The 17,022-nt window shown below is 70.8% G+C and carries 15 protein-coding genes; 9 read left to right on the forward strand and 6 right to left on the reverse strand.

Annotated features, from left to right (window positions below; all coding sequences use genetic code 11):
* The 4 genes from AB0C29_RS07960 to AB0C29_RS07975 all read left to right on the forward strand — a co-directional run.
* Positions 1 to 349 (forward strand): carbohydrate binding domain-containing protein (locus tag AB0C29_RS07960; RefSeq protein WP_360816820.1); only part of this gene is annotated, 349 nt, incomplete at its 5' end.
* Positions 350 to 465: 116 nt separating this feature from the next.
* Positions 466 to 2,235, forward strand: coding sequence for a family 43 glycosylhydrolase (locus tag AB0C29_RS07965; protein WP_360816862.1), 1,770 nt, complete (start codon positions 466 to 468; stop codon positions 2,233 to 2,235).
* 55 nt (positions 2,236 to 2,290) lie between these two features.
* Positions 2,291 to 2,842, forward strand: coding sequence for a PadR family transcriptional regulator (locus AB0C29_RS07970; RefSeq protein ID WP_360816823.1), 552 nt, complete (start codon positions 2,291 to 2,293; stop codon positions 2,840 to 2,842).
* Between the two features lie 29 nt (positions 2,843 to 2,871).
* Positions 2,872 to 4,593: an acyl-CoA dehydrogenase family protein gene (locus AB0C29_RS07975; RefSeq protein WP_360816826.1), complete on the forward strand. Its 1,722-nt coding sequence runs from the start codon at positions 2,872 to 2,874 to the stop codon at positions 4,591 to 4,593.
* On the opposite strand, the gene AB0C29_RS07980 is transcribed toward AB0C29_RS07975, so the two are convergent.
* From AB0C29_RS07980 to AB0C29_RS07995, 4 genes are all read right to left on the reverse strand, one after another.
* Positions 4,590 to 5,774 carry an endonuclease gene (locus AB0C29_RS07980; RefSeq protein ID WP_360816829.1) on the reverse strand — a complete coding sequence of 395 codons (1,185 nt, stop codon included), beginning with the start codon at positions 5,772 to 5,774 and terminating at the stop codon, positions 4,590 to 4,592. The genes AB0C29_RS07975 and AB0C29_RS07980 overlap by 4 nt on opposite strands.
* A gap of 115 nt (positions 5,775 to 5,889) precedes the next feature.
* Positions 5,890 to 6,930, reverse strand: a complete 1,041-nt coding sequence (locus tag AB0C29_RS07985; RefSeq protein ID WP_360816832.1) for a hypothetical protein — start codon at positions 6,928 to 6,930, stop codon at positions 5,890 to 5,892.
* Positions 6,931 to 7,032: 102 nt separating this feature from the next.
* Entirely contained in the window at positions 7,033 to 8,118 is a 1,086-nt protein-coding gene (locus AB0C29_RS07990) for a M15 family metallopeptidase (RefSeq protein ID WP_360816835.1), read from the reverse strand.
* 150 nt (positions 8,119 to 8,268) lie between these two features.
* A complete protein-coding gene (locus AB0C29_RS07995) occupies positions 8,269 to 8,895 on the reverse strand; it encodes a TetR/AcrR family transcriptional regulator (protein ID WP_360816838.1) in 627 nt (208 codons plus the stop codon).
* A gap of 57 nt (positions 8,896 to 8,952) precedes the next feature.
* Here AB0C29_RS07995 and AB0C29_RS08000 point away from each other — a divergent pair, with 57 nt between their 5' ends.
* Complete coding sequence (locus AB0C29_RS08000; protein WP_360816841.1) at positions 8,953 to 9,894, forward strand: LLM class F420-dependent oxidoreductase; 942 nt, start codon at positions 8,953 to 8,955, stop codon at positions 9,892 to 9,894.
* A 23-nt stretch (positions 9,895 to 9,917) separates the two neighbouring features.
* On the opposite strand, the gene AB0C29_RS08005 is transcribed toward AB0C29_RS08000, so the two are convergent.
* Both AB0C29_RS08005 and AB0C29_RS08010 read right to left on the reverse strand, forming a co-directional pair.
* Positions 9,918 to 10,712, reverse strand: a complete 795-nt coding sequence (locus AB0C29_RS08005) for a sulfite exporter TauE/SafE family protein (RefSeq protein ID WP_360816844.1) — start codon at positions 10,710 to 10,712, stop codon at positions 9,918 to 9,920.
* 11 nt (positions 10,713 to 10,723) lie between these two features.
* Positions 10,724 to 12,943 carry an ATP-binding protein gene (locus tag AB0C29_RS08010; RefSeq protein ID WP_360816847.1) on the reverse strand — a complete coding sequence of 740 codons (2,220 nt, stop codon included), beginning with the start codon at positions 12,941 to 12,943 and terminating at the stop codon, positions 10,724 to 10,726.
* A gap of 144 nt (positions 12,944 to 13,087) precedes the next feature.
* On the opposite strand from AB0C29_RS08010, the gene AB0C29_RS08015 reads away from it, so the two are divergent.
* The 4 genes from AB0C29_RS08015 (at position 13,088) to AB0C29_RS08030 (ending at position 16,844) form a co-directional block, all read left to right on the forward strand.
* A complete protein-coding gene (locus AB0C29_RS08015; protein ID WP_360816850.1) occupies positions 13,088 to 13,909 on the forward strand; it encodes an AraC family transcriptional regulator in 822 nt (273 codons plus the stop codon).
* Positions 13,910 to 14,029: 120 nt separating this feature from the next.
* Positions 14,030 to 15,340, forward strand: a complete 1,311-nt coding sequence (locus AB0C29_RS08020; RefSeq protein ID WP_360816853.1) for an FAD-binding oxidoreductase — start codon at positions 14,030 to 14,032, stop codon at positions 15,338 to 15,340.
* Positions 15,337 to 15,930, forward strand: coding sequence for a dihydrofolate reductase family protein (locus AB0C29_RS08025; RefSeq protein ID WP_360816856.1), 594 nt, complete (start codon positions 15,337 to 15,339; stop codon positions 15,928 to 15,930). Before AB0C29_RS08020 ends, AB0C29_RS08025 begins: the two co-directional genes overlap by 4 nt.
* The gene (locus tag AB0C29_RS08030) at positions 15,927 to 16,844 is read left to right on the forward strand and encodes an NAD(P)-dependent oxidoreductase (RefSeq protein WP_360816859.1); all 918 of its coding nucleotides are present in this window, start codon (positions 15,927 to 15,929) and stop codon (positions 16,842 to 16,844) included. Before AB0C29_RS08025 ends, AB0C29_RS08030 begins: the two co-directional genes overlap by 4 nt.
* Positions 16,845 to 17,022: the final 178 nt, after the last annotated feature.

Here is a 17,022-nt window from a genome sequence, read left to right on the forward strand (position 1 = left end):
CCACGGCGGCTCGCGGTCCCTGCTCGCCGCCGGACGCACGGCGGCCTGGAACGGCCCCGGCCAGGCGGTGGCGTCGAAACTGACCAACGGCAGGACCTACACCACCGCCGTGTGGGCCCGCGCCCAGAGCGGTACGGCGACCGTCAAGACCACGCTGGCCGTCACGGCGAACGGCACCACGAACTACGTGCGGCTCACGCCGGACGGCGCGATCAACGCCAACGGCTGGACGCTGCTGACCGGCACGGCAACCGTTTCCTGGTCGGGCACCGTCTCCGCCGCCACCCTCTACGTCGAGACCACCTCCGGGACGACGCCGTTCCTGGTCGACGACGTGTCGCTGCAGTGATCCGGCCGGACGTTTCCTTGAGGAGTGCCGTGAGACCCACATCCGTACCGTCTGCAACCGGCCGGCCGCGCCGCGGCATCGCCTGGATCACCGCCCTGCTGTGCGCCCTGGCGCTGGTGCCGGCGGTCGCCGGCCCGGCCCGGGCGGACAACCCGATCGTGCAGACCATCTACACCGCCGACCCGGCCCCGCTGGTCCACAACGGCCGGGTGTACCTCTACACCGGACACGACGAGGACGCCTCGACGTGGTTCACCATGCGCGAGTGGCGGGTCTACTCCTCGGCCGACATGGTGAACTGGACCGACCACGGTTCGCCGATGAGCCTGGCCACCTTCAGCTGGGCCAGCAAGGACGCGTGGGCCGGTCAGGTCATCGCCCGCAACGGCAAGTTCTACTGGTACGTGCCCGTCACCAACCGGGCCACCGGCCGGATGGCCATCGGGGTCGGCGTGTCGAACAGCCCCACCGGCCCCTTCACCGACGCCATCGGCCGGCCGCTGGTGGAGAACGGTGAGATCGACCCCACCGTCTTCATCGACGACGACGGGCAGGCGTACCTGTACTGGGGTAACCCGAACCTCTGGTACGTGCGTCTGAACGCCGACATGACCTCGTACTCCGGCAGTGCGACCCAGATCCCGCTGACCACCGCCGGATTCGGTGCCCGTCCCGGTAATGTCGCGAACCGGCCCACCCTGTACGAGGAAGGGCCCTGGGTCTACAAGCGCAACGGGATCTACTACAACGTCTTCGCCGCGCAGTGCTGCTCCGAGTTCATCGGCTACTCGACCGCCCCCGGGCCGACCGGGCCGTGGACCTACCGCGGCACCGTCATGCCCACCCAGGGCAGCAGCTTCACCAACCACGCCGGCGTCATCGACTTCAACGGCAACTCGTACTTCTTCTACCACAACGGCGCGTTGCCGGGCGGTGGTGGCTTCACGCGTTCGGTCGCCGTGGAACGGTTCACCTACCGCGCCGACGGCACGATCCCGACCATGTCCATGACGACGGCCGGCCCGCCGCAGATCGCCCCGGTGGACCCGTACGTGCGCCAGGAGGCGGAGACCATCGCGTGGTCGTCCGGCGTCGAGACCGAACCGTCCAGCGAGGGCGGGATGAACGTCGCCAACATCGAGAACCGCGACTACGTCAAGGTCAAGGGGGTCGCCTTCGGCAACGGCGCCACGTCGTTCACCGCCCGGGTGGCTTCCGCGACCAGCGGTGGGCGCATCGAGGTGCGCCTGGGCAGTCCGACCGGCACCCTGGCCGGAACCTGCACTGCCCCGGGCACCGGCGGCTGGCAGGCCTGGACCACGGTCAACTGCGGCGTGAGCGGCGCGACCGGCACCCAGGACCTCTACCTGGTCCTCACCGGTGGCAGCGGTTTTCTCCTGAACCTGAACTGGTGGCAGTTCACCTCAACCTCCACCGGGGGCGGCGGGAACGTGCTCACCAATCCGGGCCTGGAGGACGGCACCACCGGCTGGCAGCCGCACGGCAGCGGCACGCTCGCGGCCGGCACCGGCGTCGTGCGCAGCGGCACCCGGGCGCTCACCGTCACCGGCCGCACCGGGGCGTGGAACGGTCCGGGCCAGGACGTGACCTCCCGGCTGACCAACGGCAAGGCGTACGCGACCGAGGTGTGGGTGCGGTCGACGAGCGGCACACCCAGCGCGAAGGCGACCCTGGCGCTGACGGCCAACGGGACCACGAGCTACGTCCAGCTCACCCCGGCCACCACGGTGAACACGGGCGGCTGGACGCTGCTGTCCGGCACGGCGAACGTGTCCTGGACCGGGACGTTGTCGCAGGCCACGTTCTTCGTCGAGACCATGGCGGGCACCGACGGCTTCACCATCGACGACGTCTCGTTCCGGTAAACGGCGGTAGCGCCGGGCTTGCTATGCAACGAGTTGCATAGCAGGATGCTCTGGCATGGCCCTCGAGCACGCGATCCTGGTCTCCCTGCTGGAGCAGCCGGGGTCCGGATACGAGCTGGCCCGGCGCTTCGAACGGTCCATCGGCCGGTTCTGGACCGCGACGCACCAGCAGATCTACCGCGTCCTCAAGCGGATGGAGGCGGACGGCTGGGTCGTCGCGGAAGAGATCGGGCAGGGCGGCCGGCCTGACAAGCGGTGCTACTCCGTGGCCGCGTCAGGTCGAGCCGCCCTGACCTCGTGGCTGCGCGCTCCCGTGCAGCCCGAGGCGGTCCGGCACGAGCTGGCCGTCAAGATCCGCGGCGCCGCCTTCGACGACGCCGGCGGCCGGGCGACCCTGATCGCCGAGGTCGAGCGCTACCGGGTGACCCACGAAGCCACTCTGCGGCGCTATCTGACCGGCGAGCGCCGGGATTTCCCCGACACCGCGACCCTCGACGTGGGCCAGCGGCTGCAGCACACCGTGCTGCGCGGCGGCATCGCGTACGAGCGGATGGTGCTGGACTGGCTCGACGACGTCCTCGACACCCTGCGCGGCCTCGACCGCTGACCCCGCCCACCGAGAAAGGGGACGCCGCCATGGCCGACTCGCTGCTGTTCAACCCGACCACGTACGACCCGGCGCAGTTCGATCCCGAGACCCGCCGGCTGCTGCGCGCCACCGTGGAGTTCTTCGAGAGCCGGGGCAAGCGGGCGCTGATCGACAGCTACATCGATCGGGCCTGGTACGGCGACTTCCTGGACTTCGCCGCCAAGGAGGGCCTGTTCGCCACGTTCCTCACCCCGGCGGCCGACGGCGACGGCGCTCCGGACAAGCGCTGGGACACCGCCCGCAACGCCGCCCTCAGCGAGATCCTCGGCTTCTACGGCCTCGGCTACTGGTACACCTGGCAGGTGACCGTGCTGGGTCTCGGCCCGGTGTGGCAGAGCGCCAACGCCACCGCCCGCGCCCACACCGCCCAGCTGCTCGCCGACGGGCACGTGATGGCGTTCGGCCTGTCCGAGCGCGGGCACGGCGCCGACATCTACGCCACCGACATGATCCTCACCCCGGACGGCGCGGGCGGCTTCCGGGCGGACGGCACGAAGTACTACATCGGCAACGGCAACGTCGCCGGCCTGGTCTCGGTCTTCGGCCGCCGCGGCGACGTCGAGGGGCCCGACGGGTACGTTTTCTTCGCCGCCGACAGCCGGCACCCCGCGTACCACCTGGTCAAGAACGTGGTGAACGGGCAGATGTTCGTCAGCGAGTTCCGCCTCGAGGACTACCCCGTACGCGAGCGGGACGTGCTGCACACCGGCCGGGCCGCCTTCGACGCCGCGCTCAACACCGTCAACGTCGGCAAGTTCAACCTGTGCACCGCCGCCATCGGCATCTGCGAGCACGCCATGTACGAGGCGGTGACCCACGCCCACCGGCGGGTGCTCTACGGCAAGCCGGTCACCGCCTTCCCGCACGTGCGGCGGGAGCTCACCGACGCGTACGTGCGGCTGGTGGCGATGAAGCTGTTCAGCGACCGCGCGGTCGACTATCTGCGCTCGGCCGGCCCCGAGGACCGCCGGTACCTGCTGTTCAACCCGATGACCAAGATGAAGGTCACCACCGAGGGCGAGAAGGTCATCGACCTGCTCTGGGACGTGATCGCGGCCAAGGGCTTCGAGGCGGACACCTACTTCGACAAGGCGGCCAAGGACATCCGCGGCCTGCCCAAGCTCGAGGGCACCGTTCATGTGAACCTCGCCCTGATCCTCAAGTTCATGCCGAACTACCTGTTCCACCCGGCCGGCTTCGAGCCCGTACCGCCGCGCCACGATGCCGCCGACGACGAGTTCCTGTTCCGCCAGGGCCCGGCCCGCGGTCTGGGCTCGATCCGTTTCCACGACTGGCGCATCGCCTACGACGCCCACGCCTGGCTGCCCAACGTCGCCCGGTTCCGGGAGCAGGCCGACGGGCTGTGCGCGCTGCTGCGCGCCCACGCCCCCGACGAGGGCCAGCAGGGTGACCTGGACTTCCTGCTCGCGCTGGGTCAGCTGTTCGCGCTGGTGGTCTACGGCCAGCTGATCCTGGAGCAGGCCGGCCTGACCGGTCTCGACAGCGGGCTGCTGGACGAGATGTTCGCGATCCTGGTCCAGGACTTCTCTGCGTACGCGACCGAGCTGGCCGGCAAGGCGGCCACCACCGAGGAGCAGGCCGCCTGGGCACTGGCCCACATCCGCCGTCCGGTGTGGGACGCCGCCCGTACCGCCGCGGTGTGGCAGGACGTGGTCGCCCTCTGCGACGCGTACGAGATGCGGCCCTAACCGAAGATCGAGGTGACCCACTCGGGGTGGTCGATGAACGGGTTGCGGTTGCGCTGGTAGCTGCTGTAGATGAGCTCGTTGCGGCGCTTCTCGAAGGCGTCCGGCGGGTCCTGCAGGTTCCACTGCCGCAGCGCGGAGAGCCGGCCCAGCCGCGGCGCGGTGCCGCTGCCGGTCGCGTCGTCCACCTCGAGGTCGGGCCACGAGTCGCCGCCCTCGTAACGCACCGCCATGTAGAAGATCATGCGGGCGACGTCGCCCCTGACCGCCGCCCGCGGCTCCCACGAGTCGGCGTCGGTACGGTTGCCCGGGGCGTCGGAGACCGCGGTGCCACCGTTGTCGAAGTCCTTGTTGTCGCGCTCGGAGTTGACCCGTACGTCTTCGGGCCGCAAGTGATGCAGATCCGTGCCCGGACCAGCGGCCGTGCCGAAGTCGCCGTGGGATTTGGCCCAGACGTGCTCGCGGTTCCAGTCCCCGGCGTCGCCGCCGTTGAGCGACTTCGACCGGCTGGTGCCGGAGTAGAGCAGAATGACGTTCGCCGAGTTCGCCGGGTCCTGATCGGTGGCCTTGAGCGCGTTCCAGACCGCGTCGTACGACAGCGTGGTGACGCCGCTGGAGATGATGGTGTGCAGCGCGTTCTTGAGACTCTCGCCGGACTTGCCGGCCGCGGCGGCGTAGTAGGCGCTCGTGGAACCGGTCGGCGTCGGGGTCGGCCCGGTCGGCGTCGGCGTGGGTGTGCTGCCGCCGACGGTCATCGCGGACGGGGACTTGAGGCCCGGATGCGTGAAGTAGGCGGTCAGCGTGCCGGTGACGGTGACCGGGTCGCGGAGCAGGCCGGGGTTCGCCCGCAGCCCGAAGGTGGCTCGGTAGGCGCTGGTGACCTGCACGTACAGCATGTCGCCGGGGTCGGTCTCGCTGCTGCTGTCAGCGATGGCGATGGCCGTGTCACCGGTGAAGTTAGCGAAGAGCACCGTGTTGGTGGCGGTGGGCTGGCCGACGACGTACCCGCGGACCGTGCCGGTGCCGCTCTGAGTGCTGATGGCCTGGGCGACCGTCAGGGTGGCGGCGGCCGTCGGCAGCATCCCGGCGGGCACCCGGATCATCGTGACGACCAGCGCGAGCACGGCGAGAACGGCGGGCATCATGAGCGCCGCGGCGCGCCGACGCGACATCAGTCCGGACATGTGCACTCCGCTCAGCAGGCCACATCGACGTTGATCAGAGTATGGCCGAGCGGACCGCCCGCGGGGACATACCAGCATCGTCATACGTGCGGCACCGGCGTAGCAGCCGAACCGGTCAGGTGCCCCGGATGGTGAAGGTCGCCGACGTGCTGCCGGCGTGGCGGTCGTCGCCCGGGACATACACCCGGTACGAGTACGTGGCGACGCCCGGCGGGGTCGCCACCAGGGTGAAACGGGAGGTGGACCGGGTGGTGCCGGTGCCCACGGTGCGCCACTCGGTGCCGTACAGCCGTTGCAGCTGGACGTTCTGGCCCGGAACCGCCGGGACCACCTGGCCGTTGACGTTGACGTTCGTGCCGGCCGGCACAGACGCGCTGGCCGGCGTCGCGCTGACGACGAACTTGTACCGCGCGACGCCGTTGGTGAAGCCGATCCGGGTGGACCACTGCCCCGGCACGTTGGGGCCGGCCACCCAGGCGCAGGTGATGAAGTCGTAGATCTGGCCGGCCGGGTACACCCGCCGGTAGCGGCCGTCGCTGTCGGTGTAGCCGTCGGGCCTGGAGATCACGTCCTCGACACAGGTGTTGTCCTCGCCCAGCACGACCGGCAGATTACGCATCGGCTCACCGGTGCCCTTGTCGGTCACCCGCACCGTCGCGGTCAAGGCGGCGTTCGGCAGCACCGGGTCAGGACTGAATGTCAGGGCGACCACCGGGGTGTGTGAACTGCGCACGGTGACTGCCGGAACGTCGATGACGGTGCTCGGATCGACGACCAGACGGTTGCCGGCGTCGTCCTGGGCGAACACCTTGACCGGCCGTTCCGTGGCAGCCCAGTCGGAGGTGACGGCCACGACGCCGGTCCACACCCCGTTGCGCGGGGTGCCGGTGCCGGGCACCAGACCGACCGGAACCAGCTGGCTGCCGAACAGCAGGGACGGGGTGGGACCGGTGCCCATGGCCTGATCGTCGAAGGACGCCACGCCGACATCGTCGGTGAGCCCCACGTTGACGGTGAGCAGCTGCACCTCGTCGCCCTTGACGTCGATCGACTCCCGGGACAACGTGATCGAGGTGAGCGCCGGCGCGGTCGTGTCGGCGGCGGCCACGGCGGCGGATGCCGGTGCACCGGCCAGCACCAGCGCAACACCGGCCACTATGGACAACCTACGTCGAGATGCGTTCATGATTCCCCCGTTCAACCGCACATCGCCCAGGTCAAGGCTAGGCGAACATCGGCCTCCCGTGGGGGCACCCGGTCAGCCGCCGGTGATCGACCAGTGCCACGGCTCGGACGGCAGGTTCACGAAGCCGTACTTGGCGGCATGCCCGACCAGCCACCGGAAGCCCGGGCTCGCCGCATTCAGCGACCGACCGCCGGCGGTGATGTCGACGGCCAGGCCCAACTCGTGCAGAGACCGGCCCGGGATCGCCGTCGGCACCCGGCACGAGGAGGCCGGCGCGGTCCAGACGTCGGGGCAGCCGTTGATCGTGCGCAGCTCGATCTGGCGCTGCTTGGTGCGGAAGCCGCCGCCGGAGAGCAGCACGCCGTCCGCCTTCGCGTCGGCCATCATCCGCCGGAACGCGAACGCGACGTTCTTGTGCACGGTGATGCCGTTGACCGACGTGGTGTCGGCGACGGAGAAGCGCGCCCGGACCTCGGTGACGACCGTGCGGCTCAGTGCCGCGGCCTCGCGGGCCAGCTCGGCCGACTTGTCGAGCGCGATGAGCTTCTGCTGGTTGGTCCGGACCGTGGCGGACGCGGACTGCCACGAGGTGATCGCCTTGTCGAGGCCGACGGTGGCGGTGCGGGCCGCGGCCTGGGCCTTCTTCAGCTCGGTGGCGGCCAGGGACGCCTCCGCGCGGCGGGTGGTCACCGTCTTGGCCGCGGCGGCGATGGCGTTCTTCGCCCCGGTCACCGCCGCGCCGGCGCGCGGGCGCTGCAGCGACACCACGGTGAGCGTGTTTCTCGCGCTGGTCAGGGCCTCCCCCGCGACCGCATATCGGGTACGGGCGGCAGCGTCAGCGGTGACGGCCGTGGTGAGCCGGGTCTGAGCGGAGGTTTGCGTGACCTTGCCCTTGCTCACCTGAACTGCCCGCGCCGCGAGGGTGGCCCGCTGAGCCGCGAGCGTCTTGCGCAGCTGCACGTACTTCGGGCTGGGCGTGAGGCTGTGGTACATCAGCGACGACCAGCTCTGCGCGACGCGCGGTGCGGTGGCCGATGCGGGGCTGGGCACGCCGGCCACGGTCAGGGCCACGACGAGGGCGGCGAGGATCGCCGCGGCTCGCGAGCGCAGGATGCGGGCCGGCCGCGGATCGTGCCGGAATTGCTGTCGGGTCGTCATCTGGGGTGCGCTCCTCGGCCTCATGCGGTCAGGGCGGGCGGAGGCAGGCGTCAACCTCCGGGAAGTGGTCTCCAGACGACTCTCGTGCCCCACAGGTGCAGCCGCGGCTCGGTGCCGGAGCGGACAGGTTGCCGGCGGACCGGGCCGGGTCTACTGCCCGGCGGCCGAGGGGGCGAGCAGAGCGCGGGCGGCCTGCACGGCCCGGGCGGCGATCGCGTCGACGGTGCCGGCGTTGCGGGCGAAGAAACCGTCGGCGAACAGTGAGGCGTAGCCGTGGGCCACAGCGATCGTCGCCTCCACGAGCAGGACGTCCTCCTCGTACGAGGGTGCGTCCGTCGCGGTGGCCAGGTCGAACAGCGTGGTCATCAGGGCCCGGGTCTGCTCGCGGCGGGCGTCGTCGGGGACCCGGTAGAGGTCGGCGGCGTAGATGACGTGGAAGCCGGCGCCGGTGCGGACGACGTACCGGACGTAGGCGCCCGCCACCGCGGCCAGGCGGTCGGCCGGGTCGGTGCCGGCCCCGTCCGCGGCGGCGGTGATCGCGGCCCGCAGGTCGCGGGCGGCGGTGGCCGAGATCGCGCTGAGCAGGTGGCCGCGGTCCGGGAAGTGCCGGTACGGCGCCGCGGAGCTGACACCCAGCCGGCGGGCGACCGCGGCGACCGAGAAGCGCTGCAGGCCGCACTCGGCGAGCAGGTCGAAGCTGGCCTCGATCAGCGCGGCCCGCAGGTCGCCGTGGTGGTACTTGCGGACCGCCGACACACCCGCCCCCTGGCTTGCCATCGAGTAAGAGGGCTCTTACATTAGCAAGTGATAGCCCTCTTACATGGCGGAGGCACTGTGAGCATCCGGCTCGGGTACCAGATTCCGAACTTCACCTATCCCGGCGTCCCGGTCGAGGACACCTTCGGCACGGTCGCCGCGCAGGCCCGGGAGGCCGAGGCGGCGGGCTTCGACACGGTGCTGGTGATGGACCACTTCTATCAGCTGCCCGGCATCGGCGCGCCGGAGAACGCGATGCTGGAGGCGTACACGACGCTCGGCGCCCTCGCGTCGCTCACCTCGACGGTTCAGCTGTCCACATTGGTCACCGGCAACACGTACCGCAACCCCGCCCTGCTGGCCAAGACCGTGACCACCCTCGACGTGGTCTCCCGGGGCCGGGCCATCCTGGGCATCGGCGCCGGCTGGTTCGAGCGTGAGCACCACGACTACGGCTTCGAGTTCGGCACCTTCGGCCAGCGCTTCGAACGGCTGGAGGAGGCGCTGACCATCATCGCGCCGATGCTCAAGGGTGAGCCGGCATCGCTGGACGGCAAGTGGTACACGGCGCGGGGCGCGATGAACAACCCGCGGGTGCGCCCGACCGTGCCCATCATGCTCGGCGGCAGCGGTGAGCAGAAGACGTTCCGGCTGGCCGCGCGCTTCGCCGACCACATGAACATCATCTGCGACGTCGAGGACCTGCCCCGCAAGGTCACCGTCCTGCGGCAGCGGTGCGAGGAGATCGGCCGCGACCCGGCCACCCTGGCGACCAGCTACCTGTGCATGGGCATGGTCGGCGAGACCGAGCAGGAGGTTAAGGAGCTCGGCGAGACCGTGCCCGAGGACCGCCGCAACCGGGCCTTCCTCGGCACCCCCGAGCAGGTCGCCGACCAGCTGCGGGAGAAGGTACTCGGGGCCGGGATCGACGGGATCACCATCAACCTGATCCGCAACGGTCACCGTCCGGGTGTCGTCTCCGCGGTCGGCGACGCACTCAAGCCACTCGTCGCGGCCTGACCGTAACAACCGGGGCCGTCGGCTCAGCCCAGGATGAGCATGCGCAGGATCGCGGCAACCCCCACCACGACGATCAGCGCCCGCATCAGCCAGGGCGGCAGCCGGCGGCCGAACCGCGCACCGACCACGCCGCCGACGGTCGCGCCGGCCGCGATCAGCAGCACGACCTTCCAGTCGACGGACTCCGGCGAGACGAGCAGGAAGGTCACGGCGGCGACCGCGTTCACGGCGGTGGTGAGCAGATTCTTGAGCCCGGTGATGGACTGGATACCTTCGGCGGTGAGCACGCTCATCAGACCGACGAGCAGCACGCCCTGCGCGGCACCGAAGTAGCCGCCGTAGATGCCCAGCACGTAGACGCCGATGAGCACGGCCGTCAGCCGTCGCGGGGTGAGGGTCGCCAGGCTCCCGTCGTCCGTGCCGGCATCTCGGCCGCGGGCTGCGCGCCGCTGCAGAGCTGGTCCCCACACCACCATGACCAGGCCGACGGCGATCAGGACGGGCACGATCGCCTGGAACGCGTCGTCCGGCAGGACCAGCAGCAGGACGGCGCCGGTGATCCCGCCGAACACTGACGCGGGGAGCAGTTTGAGCAGCTCTCGGCGCCGGCCGGCGAGTTCACGCCGGTAGCCGAACGTGCCGGTGATGCCCCCGCCGACCAGGCCGATGTTGTTGGACACGTTGGCGACCAGCGGTGGGTAGCCGAACAGCAGCAGCGTCGGGAAGGTCACCAGGGTTCCGGAGCCGACCACCACGTTGATCATTCCTGCCCAGAATCCGGCGGCCAGGATCGCCAGTGTCTCCACCACATCGACCATGATCCCGCGGATCAGGTCGAACGCCTCGGTCGTGGGCCGGCGGTGGAAGAGATCGGCTCGCCGGCAGCCGTGGTCTGCGAACCGTCGCGCTCCCCTGTGGCGGCCGCCTGCGTACCGTCGCGCTCCCCCGTGGTGGCAGCCTGCGTAGCGTCGCGCTCCCCCGTGGCGGCAGCCTGCGTAGCGTCGCGCTCGCCGGCCGGTAGCCGGAGCGTGAAGCACGCGCCGGTGGGATTCCGCGGGCGGTAGGTGATGGTCCCGCCGTTGGCGTGGGCGAGTTGCCGCACGATGTACAGGCCGAGGCCGGTCCCCTTCTGGGCGCTAGCGCTGCCGGTGCCGGCCCGGGTGAAGCGGTCGAACAGTTGCGGCACGAACTCTTCAGGCACACCTTCACCTGAATCGAGGACCTCGATGCAAGCCTCGCCGGTGTGCTCGGTCGCGCGGACCACGACCGGCGGACTGCCGTACTTCAGCCCGTTGGAGATGAGATTGACCAGGATCTGCTGCAGCTGCCGGGGATCGCACCGCACGGTCAGCCCCGGGACCGCCTCGGCGGTGACGTCCCGGCGCTGGTCGGGCAGCAGGTGAGTGAGCGCGTCGGCGACAGCGGCCCCGGCGTCGAGGACGGTGGGACGCGAGAGCAGAGTGTCGGCGTCCACCTGGGTGAGGGTGAGGATCTCCTCGACGTACCCGCTCATGCTCGCCGCCGTCGCGGCGATCCGGTCGAGGTCGTGCCGCCGGGTCTTGTCGTCCTGCTCGTCCCACTCGTCCGTCAGGATCTCGCAGTACCCGGTGATCATCGCGATGGGCTGCCGGACGTCATGGGTGAGCATGGCGACGAGGTCGGCGACCCGCTGATTGGCCGCCTCCAGCTGCTCGTTGGCTCTGGCGAGGGCCGCCGCACGCGCGGCCACCTCCTCGGCGTGGCGCTGTTCGGCCTGCTGGAGCGCGCGCTGTTCGGTGACGTCGACGAGTTGCGTCGCGATCTCGTCCGAGCGGTCCTCCCGGCCGGTCAGCAGAGTGCTGGTCTGGTTCACCCACACCGTGTGCCCGTCGGCGTGCAGGTACCGGCTGGTGACGGCGAAGCCGGGGATGCTGCCCGTACCGGTCTGACGCATCAGTTCGGCGCCGGCCTCGCGGTCGTCCGGTGCCAGGAGCTCGCTCCAGGCGCGGCCTTCCAGCTCACCGGAACGCCGGCCGAGCAACCGGTCCAGCGCCGCGTTGGTCCGGCTCACCCGTCCGTCCGTACCGGTGATCGCCATCCCCACGAGCGAGTTCTCGAACACCTCGCGGAACTGCTTCTCGGTGGCGTGCAACGCCGCCCGGTTCCGGGCCGCGCGGGCCCGCAGGACAACGGCGAGCCCGCCGATGCCCAGCAGCCCGGCGGCGGCGGCCATCGTGCCGATGTTCGCGCCGGTCACCGGTCGCTGAAGCACGCTGTACGGGACAGTGGCCAGCAGCCGCCACGGGCTGCCTCGCACCGGCCCGATCACGTAGTAGCGGTCACCGTCCTCAGTGGACAGCAGGCCGCTCGGCCGATCCTGCATGGCCTCCGCCAGCTCGGGATCCCGGTCGGCGATCGTGTCGAGGCCCGTGTGCGCCTCCCGGCTCCCGCCGACCACGGTGCCACCGGCGTCGATCAGGGAGATGTCGGTGCCGGGAAGGTCGACGGCGTGCTGCAGGTACCCACCGAGCGGGCTGGTGGCCACCTCAACAGCCCCGGAGAAGACCCGCCGTCCGTACGGGGTGGTGAACGGCACGGCGAATCCGACCACCGGCACGCCCCGGGCCGCCGACCGCACCACCGGCGAAACCGCGGGCCGACCCTCCCGGACCGCGGTTCGCAGATGTGGATACCGCGGGGTGAGGTCCTGGCCGATCAGGTCAGGGTTGGCCGGCACCACCTGCATCAACCGGCCGTCCCCGTCGAGCAGCACCGCGGCCGGATAACCGAACGCGGCCACGGACTGCGAGAACGTGCGCTCGTCAACGGTGGCGGCGGACAGGAACTGCACGGCCTGGGCCCGCTCACGTTCGATGAGGTCGGCGACGTAGCGGGACACGAAGTCGGCGCCGATGGAGATCCGCAGCTCGAACCGCTGCCGCAGCTCCTGCTCGGAGGACCGCTGCGCCCAGAGCACAGCGGAGACCAGCCCGGCGCACAGCAGCAGCCACGCGACGAGCGGCCAGGCGACAAACCGCCACCAGCCCCTGACCCGCCGAGGACGACCCATGAACCGACTATGCGCCCCACGCGGCGCGCACATCCCGAGAACGCCGAGGCCGCCTTCCCCCACGACCCTCACGACGGTCTTTTCGTCGCACTGGTAACGGCCAGCACCTTGACTGCGGTCCGGGCGGAACGCTTCAGTGCGTGAGTGACCGCGATCGAGTCCTACGTCGAGCGGGCGCCGCTGCCCGGTCTGGCGGGCGTGGTGCGGACCGTCTGGGTGCAACGCACCGGAGCAACGGCCTCCGTGCACCGTCACCTGCCCACCGGGGGCGTCGAGATCCACTTCCCGATCGGTGGGCGTCCGCAACTGCTCGGTCCGCTGACCGGTCCGGAGATCGAGATCATTCCGGCCGGCACCGCCCTCGTCGGAGTTCGGTTCTGGCCGGGGGTCGCGCCGCTGCTCACGACGGTGCTCGACGACCTGGTGGATCAACGGCTGGGCCTGGCGGAGCTGTGGGGAAGCCTGGCGGACCGCCTCGTGGAGGCGGTCGCGGGAGCCGGTACGCCCGAGCGGGCACTCCAGCTCCTGCAGGACCACCTGCTGCGGGAGTTCCGGCCTGCTGCGGTACGGGTGGATCCGCTGATGCGCGCGGCCGTCCAGGCGTTGATGCCGTGGCAGCCGGTGACTGTTGATGCCGTGGCCACTCATCTGGCGTTGTCCCCCAGCCAGCTGCGCCGCCGTTGCCTGCACGCGGTCGGGCTGAGTCCCAAGGTCCTCCAGCGGACGTTGCGGTTCCAGGGCTTCCTCGCCCTGGCGCAAGCCGGCGCGAACAGCGTGGCGGGACTCGCGGTGGACGCGGGTTACGCCGATCAGGCGCACCTGAGCCGGGAGTGTCTGCGCCTGACCGGCCTCACCCCACGCCAGCTCCTCGGCGGCGACGTGGATCGATGCGGCTGCGGTCATGACCACACCGCCTCGTACCGGCCCTTCCTCGCGATCCGAAGCAGGCCGCCGCTACGCGTCTGAGCCGGCGCGACGAGGCACGCCGGCGCCGCGCCACGGACCGCGGGCTACTCGGCAGGTCACCGCCGCGCGTGCGCGATTTGTTCAAGAACCGCTCGGCATGCCGCTCCTAGTGTCGACCTCGTGCCTGACCTGACCGACTTCCGCGCTTCGCTCGACGGCGAGTTGACCAGCCCGGACTACGCCCGCCAGGGGCCGCGTCCCCGGCTGGTGGTGCTGTGCCGGTCGGTTCCGGATGTCGTGAACACCATCAGGTTCGCGTCAACCACCGGTGACCGCATCGCCGTTCGCGGCGGCGGGCACTGTTTCGCGGGCCGGTCGTCGACGGACGGGATCGTGTTGGACATGTCCGGCCTCGACGGCATTGCCGTGGCCGACGACGGGGTCGCCGTCGTCGGAGCCGGTTCCCGCCTGGGTCAGCTGTACGCAGCCCTGCACGCCCACGGCCGCACCCTTCCAGCTGGCTGCGGTCCCACCGTCGGCATCGCCGGCCTGACACTCGGCGGTGGCATCGGGCTGCTCGGCCGTCGGTACGGCCTCACCTGCGACCGCCTCGTCGGTGCCCGGATCGTGCTCGCGGACGGCAACGTCGTGAACTGCGACCAGCACCGCGAGCCGGACCTGTTCTGGGCTCTGCGCGGCGCGGGCGGCGGCCAGTTCGGCGTCGTCACAGCCCTGCGATTCGACACCGTCGAGGAGCCGCCCACCACCCGCATCGAGGCGCACTGGCCGGACGCCGCCGCCGAGCAGGTGGCCACTGCCTGGCAAGCGTGGGCACCGGACGCCCCTGACGAACTCACCGTCAGCCTCACCCTGGCGACCGAACCCGGCGTACCCGTTCGAGCCGCCCTCACCGGCGCGGCGACCCTCGGCGCGAAGGCAACCCGGGACCTGCTGCGGCAGTTCACTCGCCTTGCAGGAGTGGCCGCCACGGTCGAGGTATGTGCCGACCTGCCGTACCACCGCCTGAAGAACACCTTCGCCGACCCGCGGGGCTCGACCGGGCACGCTCGGCGGATCAGGTCGGAGTTCTTCTCCCACGCGACGTCCGAGCACACCCTTGCCGCGCTGCTGGCCCAGCTCCGCGAACCCGGCACCGCAGGTCGGCGGCAGCTCACCTTCACCGCGATGGGCGGGGCTTACAACCGGGTCGCCCCGGACGCCACCGCGTTCGCCCATCGCCGGGAGCGCTTCCTGCTGGAGCACATCGGCGAGGCCACCGATCCGTGGGTCGACGACTCGTGGTCGGTCGCGCACGCCGACGGGTCGGGCCGCGTCTATCCCAACTTTCCCGATCCCGCGCTCGACGACTGGGCCACTGCGTACCACGGGGACAACTACCCCCGATTGGTAGCGGTCAAGGACGCCTACGACCCACGCGGGCTCTTCACCTTCCCGCAAGCCATCTCATCCGCACCTCAAGGAGAACCATGAGCAAGGTCATCGTCGGACTGTCCGTCTCGGTCGACGGTTTCATCACCGGTCGCGATCCCGGCGCCGGCCGCGGCCTCGGTGACGCGCCGATGCTGTTCGACTGGTACTTCAGCGGCGACACGCCCAGCGAGGTGTTCGACGGGTTCCGGTTGAGCGAGCCCAGCGCCCGCGTCTTCGACGCCCTGGCCGGCCGAGTCGGCGCGACCCTGGCCGGCCGCAACACCTATGACGACTCCGGATGGTCCACGGGTGGCACTCCGCACCCGGACGCGCAGCTGGTGGTGCTCAGTCATCGCCCGGCACCGCAGAGCAACGAGCGGCAGATCTTCGTCAGCACCGGCATCGAAGACGCGGTCACCGCCGCCCGGCAGACCGCCGGCGGCAAGGACGTGGGGCTCATGGGCGGCGGCGTGACGACCGCGGCACTGGCGGCGGGACTCGTCGACGAGGTGATCCTGCATCAGGTGCCGATCCTGCTGGGCGCCGGACGCCGCTTCTTCCAGGAGCTTCCGGAGCACGTGAACCTGAACCTGCTCGCGGCCGTCCCGGCGCCCGGTGTGACGCACCTGCACTACGAGGTGGTCCGATGATCCTCGTCACCGGCGGGCTCGGCATGATCGGCGCCCACACCGCCCGTGCTCTCATCGAGCTCGGACACGAGGTCGTGGTCACCGCGCACCGCCGGACCGAGGTTCCGTCGTTTCTCGCCGGCGTCACCGTGGAGTCCCTGGACGTCACCGACCGGGACGCCTTCCTGGCCCTCGGCGAGCGCCACGACATCAGCGACATCGTCCACCTCGCCGGCAACATCCCGGCCGAGGATCCGGTCGGCTTCTTCCGTACGGACATGGCCGGTCTGCTCAACGCGCTCGACGCCGCACGCGCGTGGAACGTCCGCAGGTTCGCGGTCGCCAGCAGCATCGGCGTCTACATCGGCCGGCCCGAGATCCCCTGGCACGAGGAGCTCCCGCTGCCCAGCGCGGAACTACCGCACCTGATCATCGCGTTCAAGAAGGCCGTCGAACCACTCACCACGCACAGCCTCGCGGGCACCGGAGTGCAGCCGGTCGTCCTGCGGATCGGCAGCATCTGGGGGCCGCTGATGGATCCGGAGTCGCCGTTCAACCCGATCCCGCCCTTTGTCAGCGCAGCCCTGCGCGGTGAACAGCCGCGCCCGTTGCACGCCGACGACGGCGGCGACAGCTGCTACGCGCCGGACGCCGGGCGGGCGATCGCTCTCTTGATGAACGCGCGGACGCTTCGGCACACCACCTACAACGTGTCCAGCGGCCGGCCGATCACCAACCGCGAGTTGGCGGATGCCCTGCAGGCGGTCATCCCTGGTGTGCGGCCCGAGTTGCTGCCCGGACGGCAGCACGGTCCCGGTCCGGATCCTCACCTCGACATCACCCGGCTCACCCTCGACTGCGGTTTCACACCTGCCTTCGACATCGCCGAGGCAGTGGCCGACTACGTCACTTGGCGGTCCGACAACGCGCGCTGAGGAACGCGGGCCTGGCGCGCCGACAACGCGGCCTGAGGAAGCACCGGGCTGCGGCCGGCTAGGCCCGCGCACGAGCCAACACCAGGCCACGGCCAGCCGGCCCCCGTGCACGAGAAACACCAGGCCGCGGCCAGCCAGGCCCCCGCGCACGACAAACACCAGGCCGCGGCCAGCCAGG

Source organism: Actinoplanes sp. NPDC048791, from assembly GCF_040650095.1.
GTDB lineage: Bacteria > Actinomycetota > Actinomycetes > Mycobacteriales > Micromonosporaceae > Actinoplanes.

Excerpts from the sequence above, each read along its gene's own strand:
- AB0C29_RS08025 (WP_360816856.1), top strand. The coding sequence starts at position 15,337 with ATGAGCAAGGTCATCGTCGGACTGTCCGTCTCGGTCGACGGTTTCATC.
- AB0C29_RS07980 (WP_360816829.1), bottom strand. The coding sequence starts at position 5,774 with ATGTCCGGACTGATGTCGCGTCGGCGCGCCGCGGCGCTCATGATGCCC.
- AB0C29_RS08005 (WP_360816844.1), bottom strand. The coding sequence starts at position 10,712 with ATGGTCGATGTGGTGGAGACACTGGCGATCCTGGCCGCCGGATTCTGG.
- AB0C29_RS08030 (WP_360816859.1), top strand. The coding sequence starts at position 15,927 with ATGATCCTCGTCACCGGCGGGCTCGGCATGATCGGCGCCCACACCGCC.
- AB0C29_RS07975 (WP_360816826.1), top strand. The coding sequence starts at position 2,872 with ATGGCCGACTCGCTGCTGTTCAACCCGACCACGTACGACCCGGCGCAG.
- AB0C29_RS07990 (WP_360816835.1), bottom strand. The coding sequence starts at position 8,118 with ATGACGACCCGACAGCAATTCCGGCACGATCCGCGGCCGGCCCGCATC.
- AB0C29_RS07995 (WP_360816838.1), bottom strand. The coding sequence starts at position 8,895 with ATGGCAAGCCAGGGGGCGGGTGTGTCGGCGGTCCGCAAGTACCACCAC.
- AB0C29_RS08010 (WP_360816847.1), bottom strand. The coding sequence starts at position 12,943 with ATGGGTCGTCCTCGGCGGGTCAGGGGCTGGTGGCGGTTTGTCGCCTGG.
- AB0C29_RS07970 (WP_360816823.1), top strand. The coding sequence starts at position 2,291 with ATGGCCCTCGAGCACGCGATCCTGGTCTCCCTGCTGGAGCAGCCGGGG.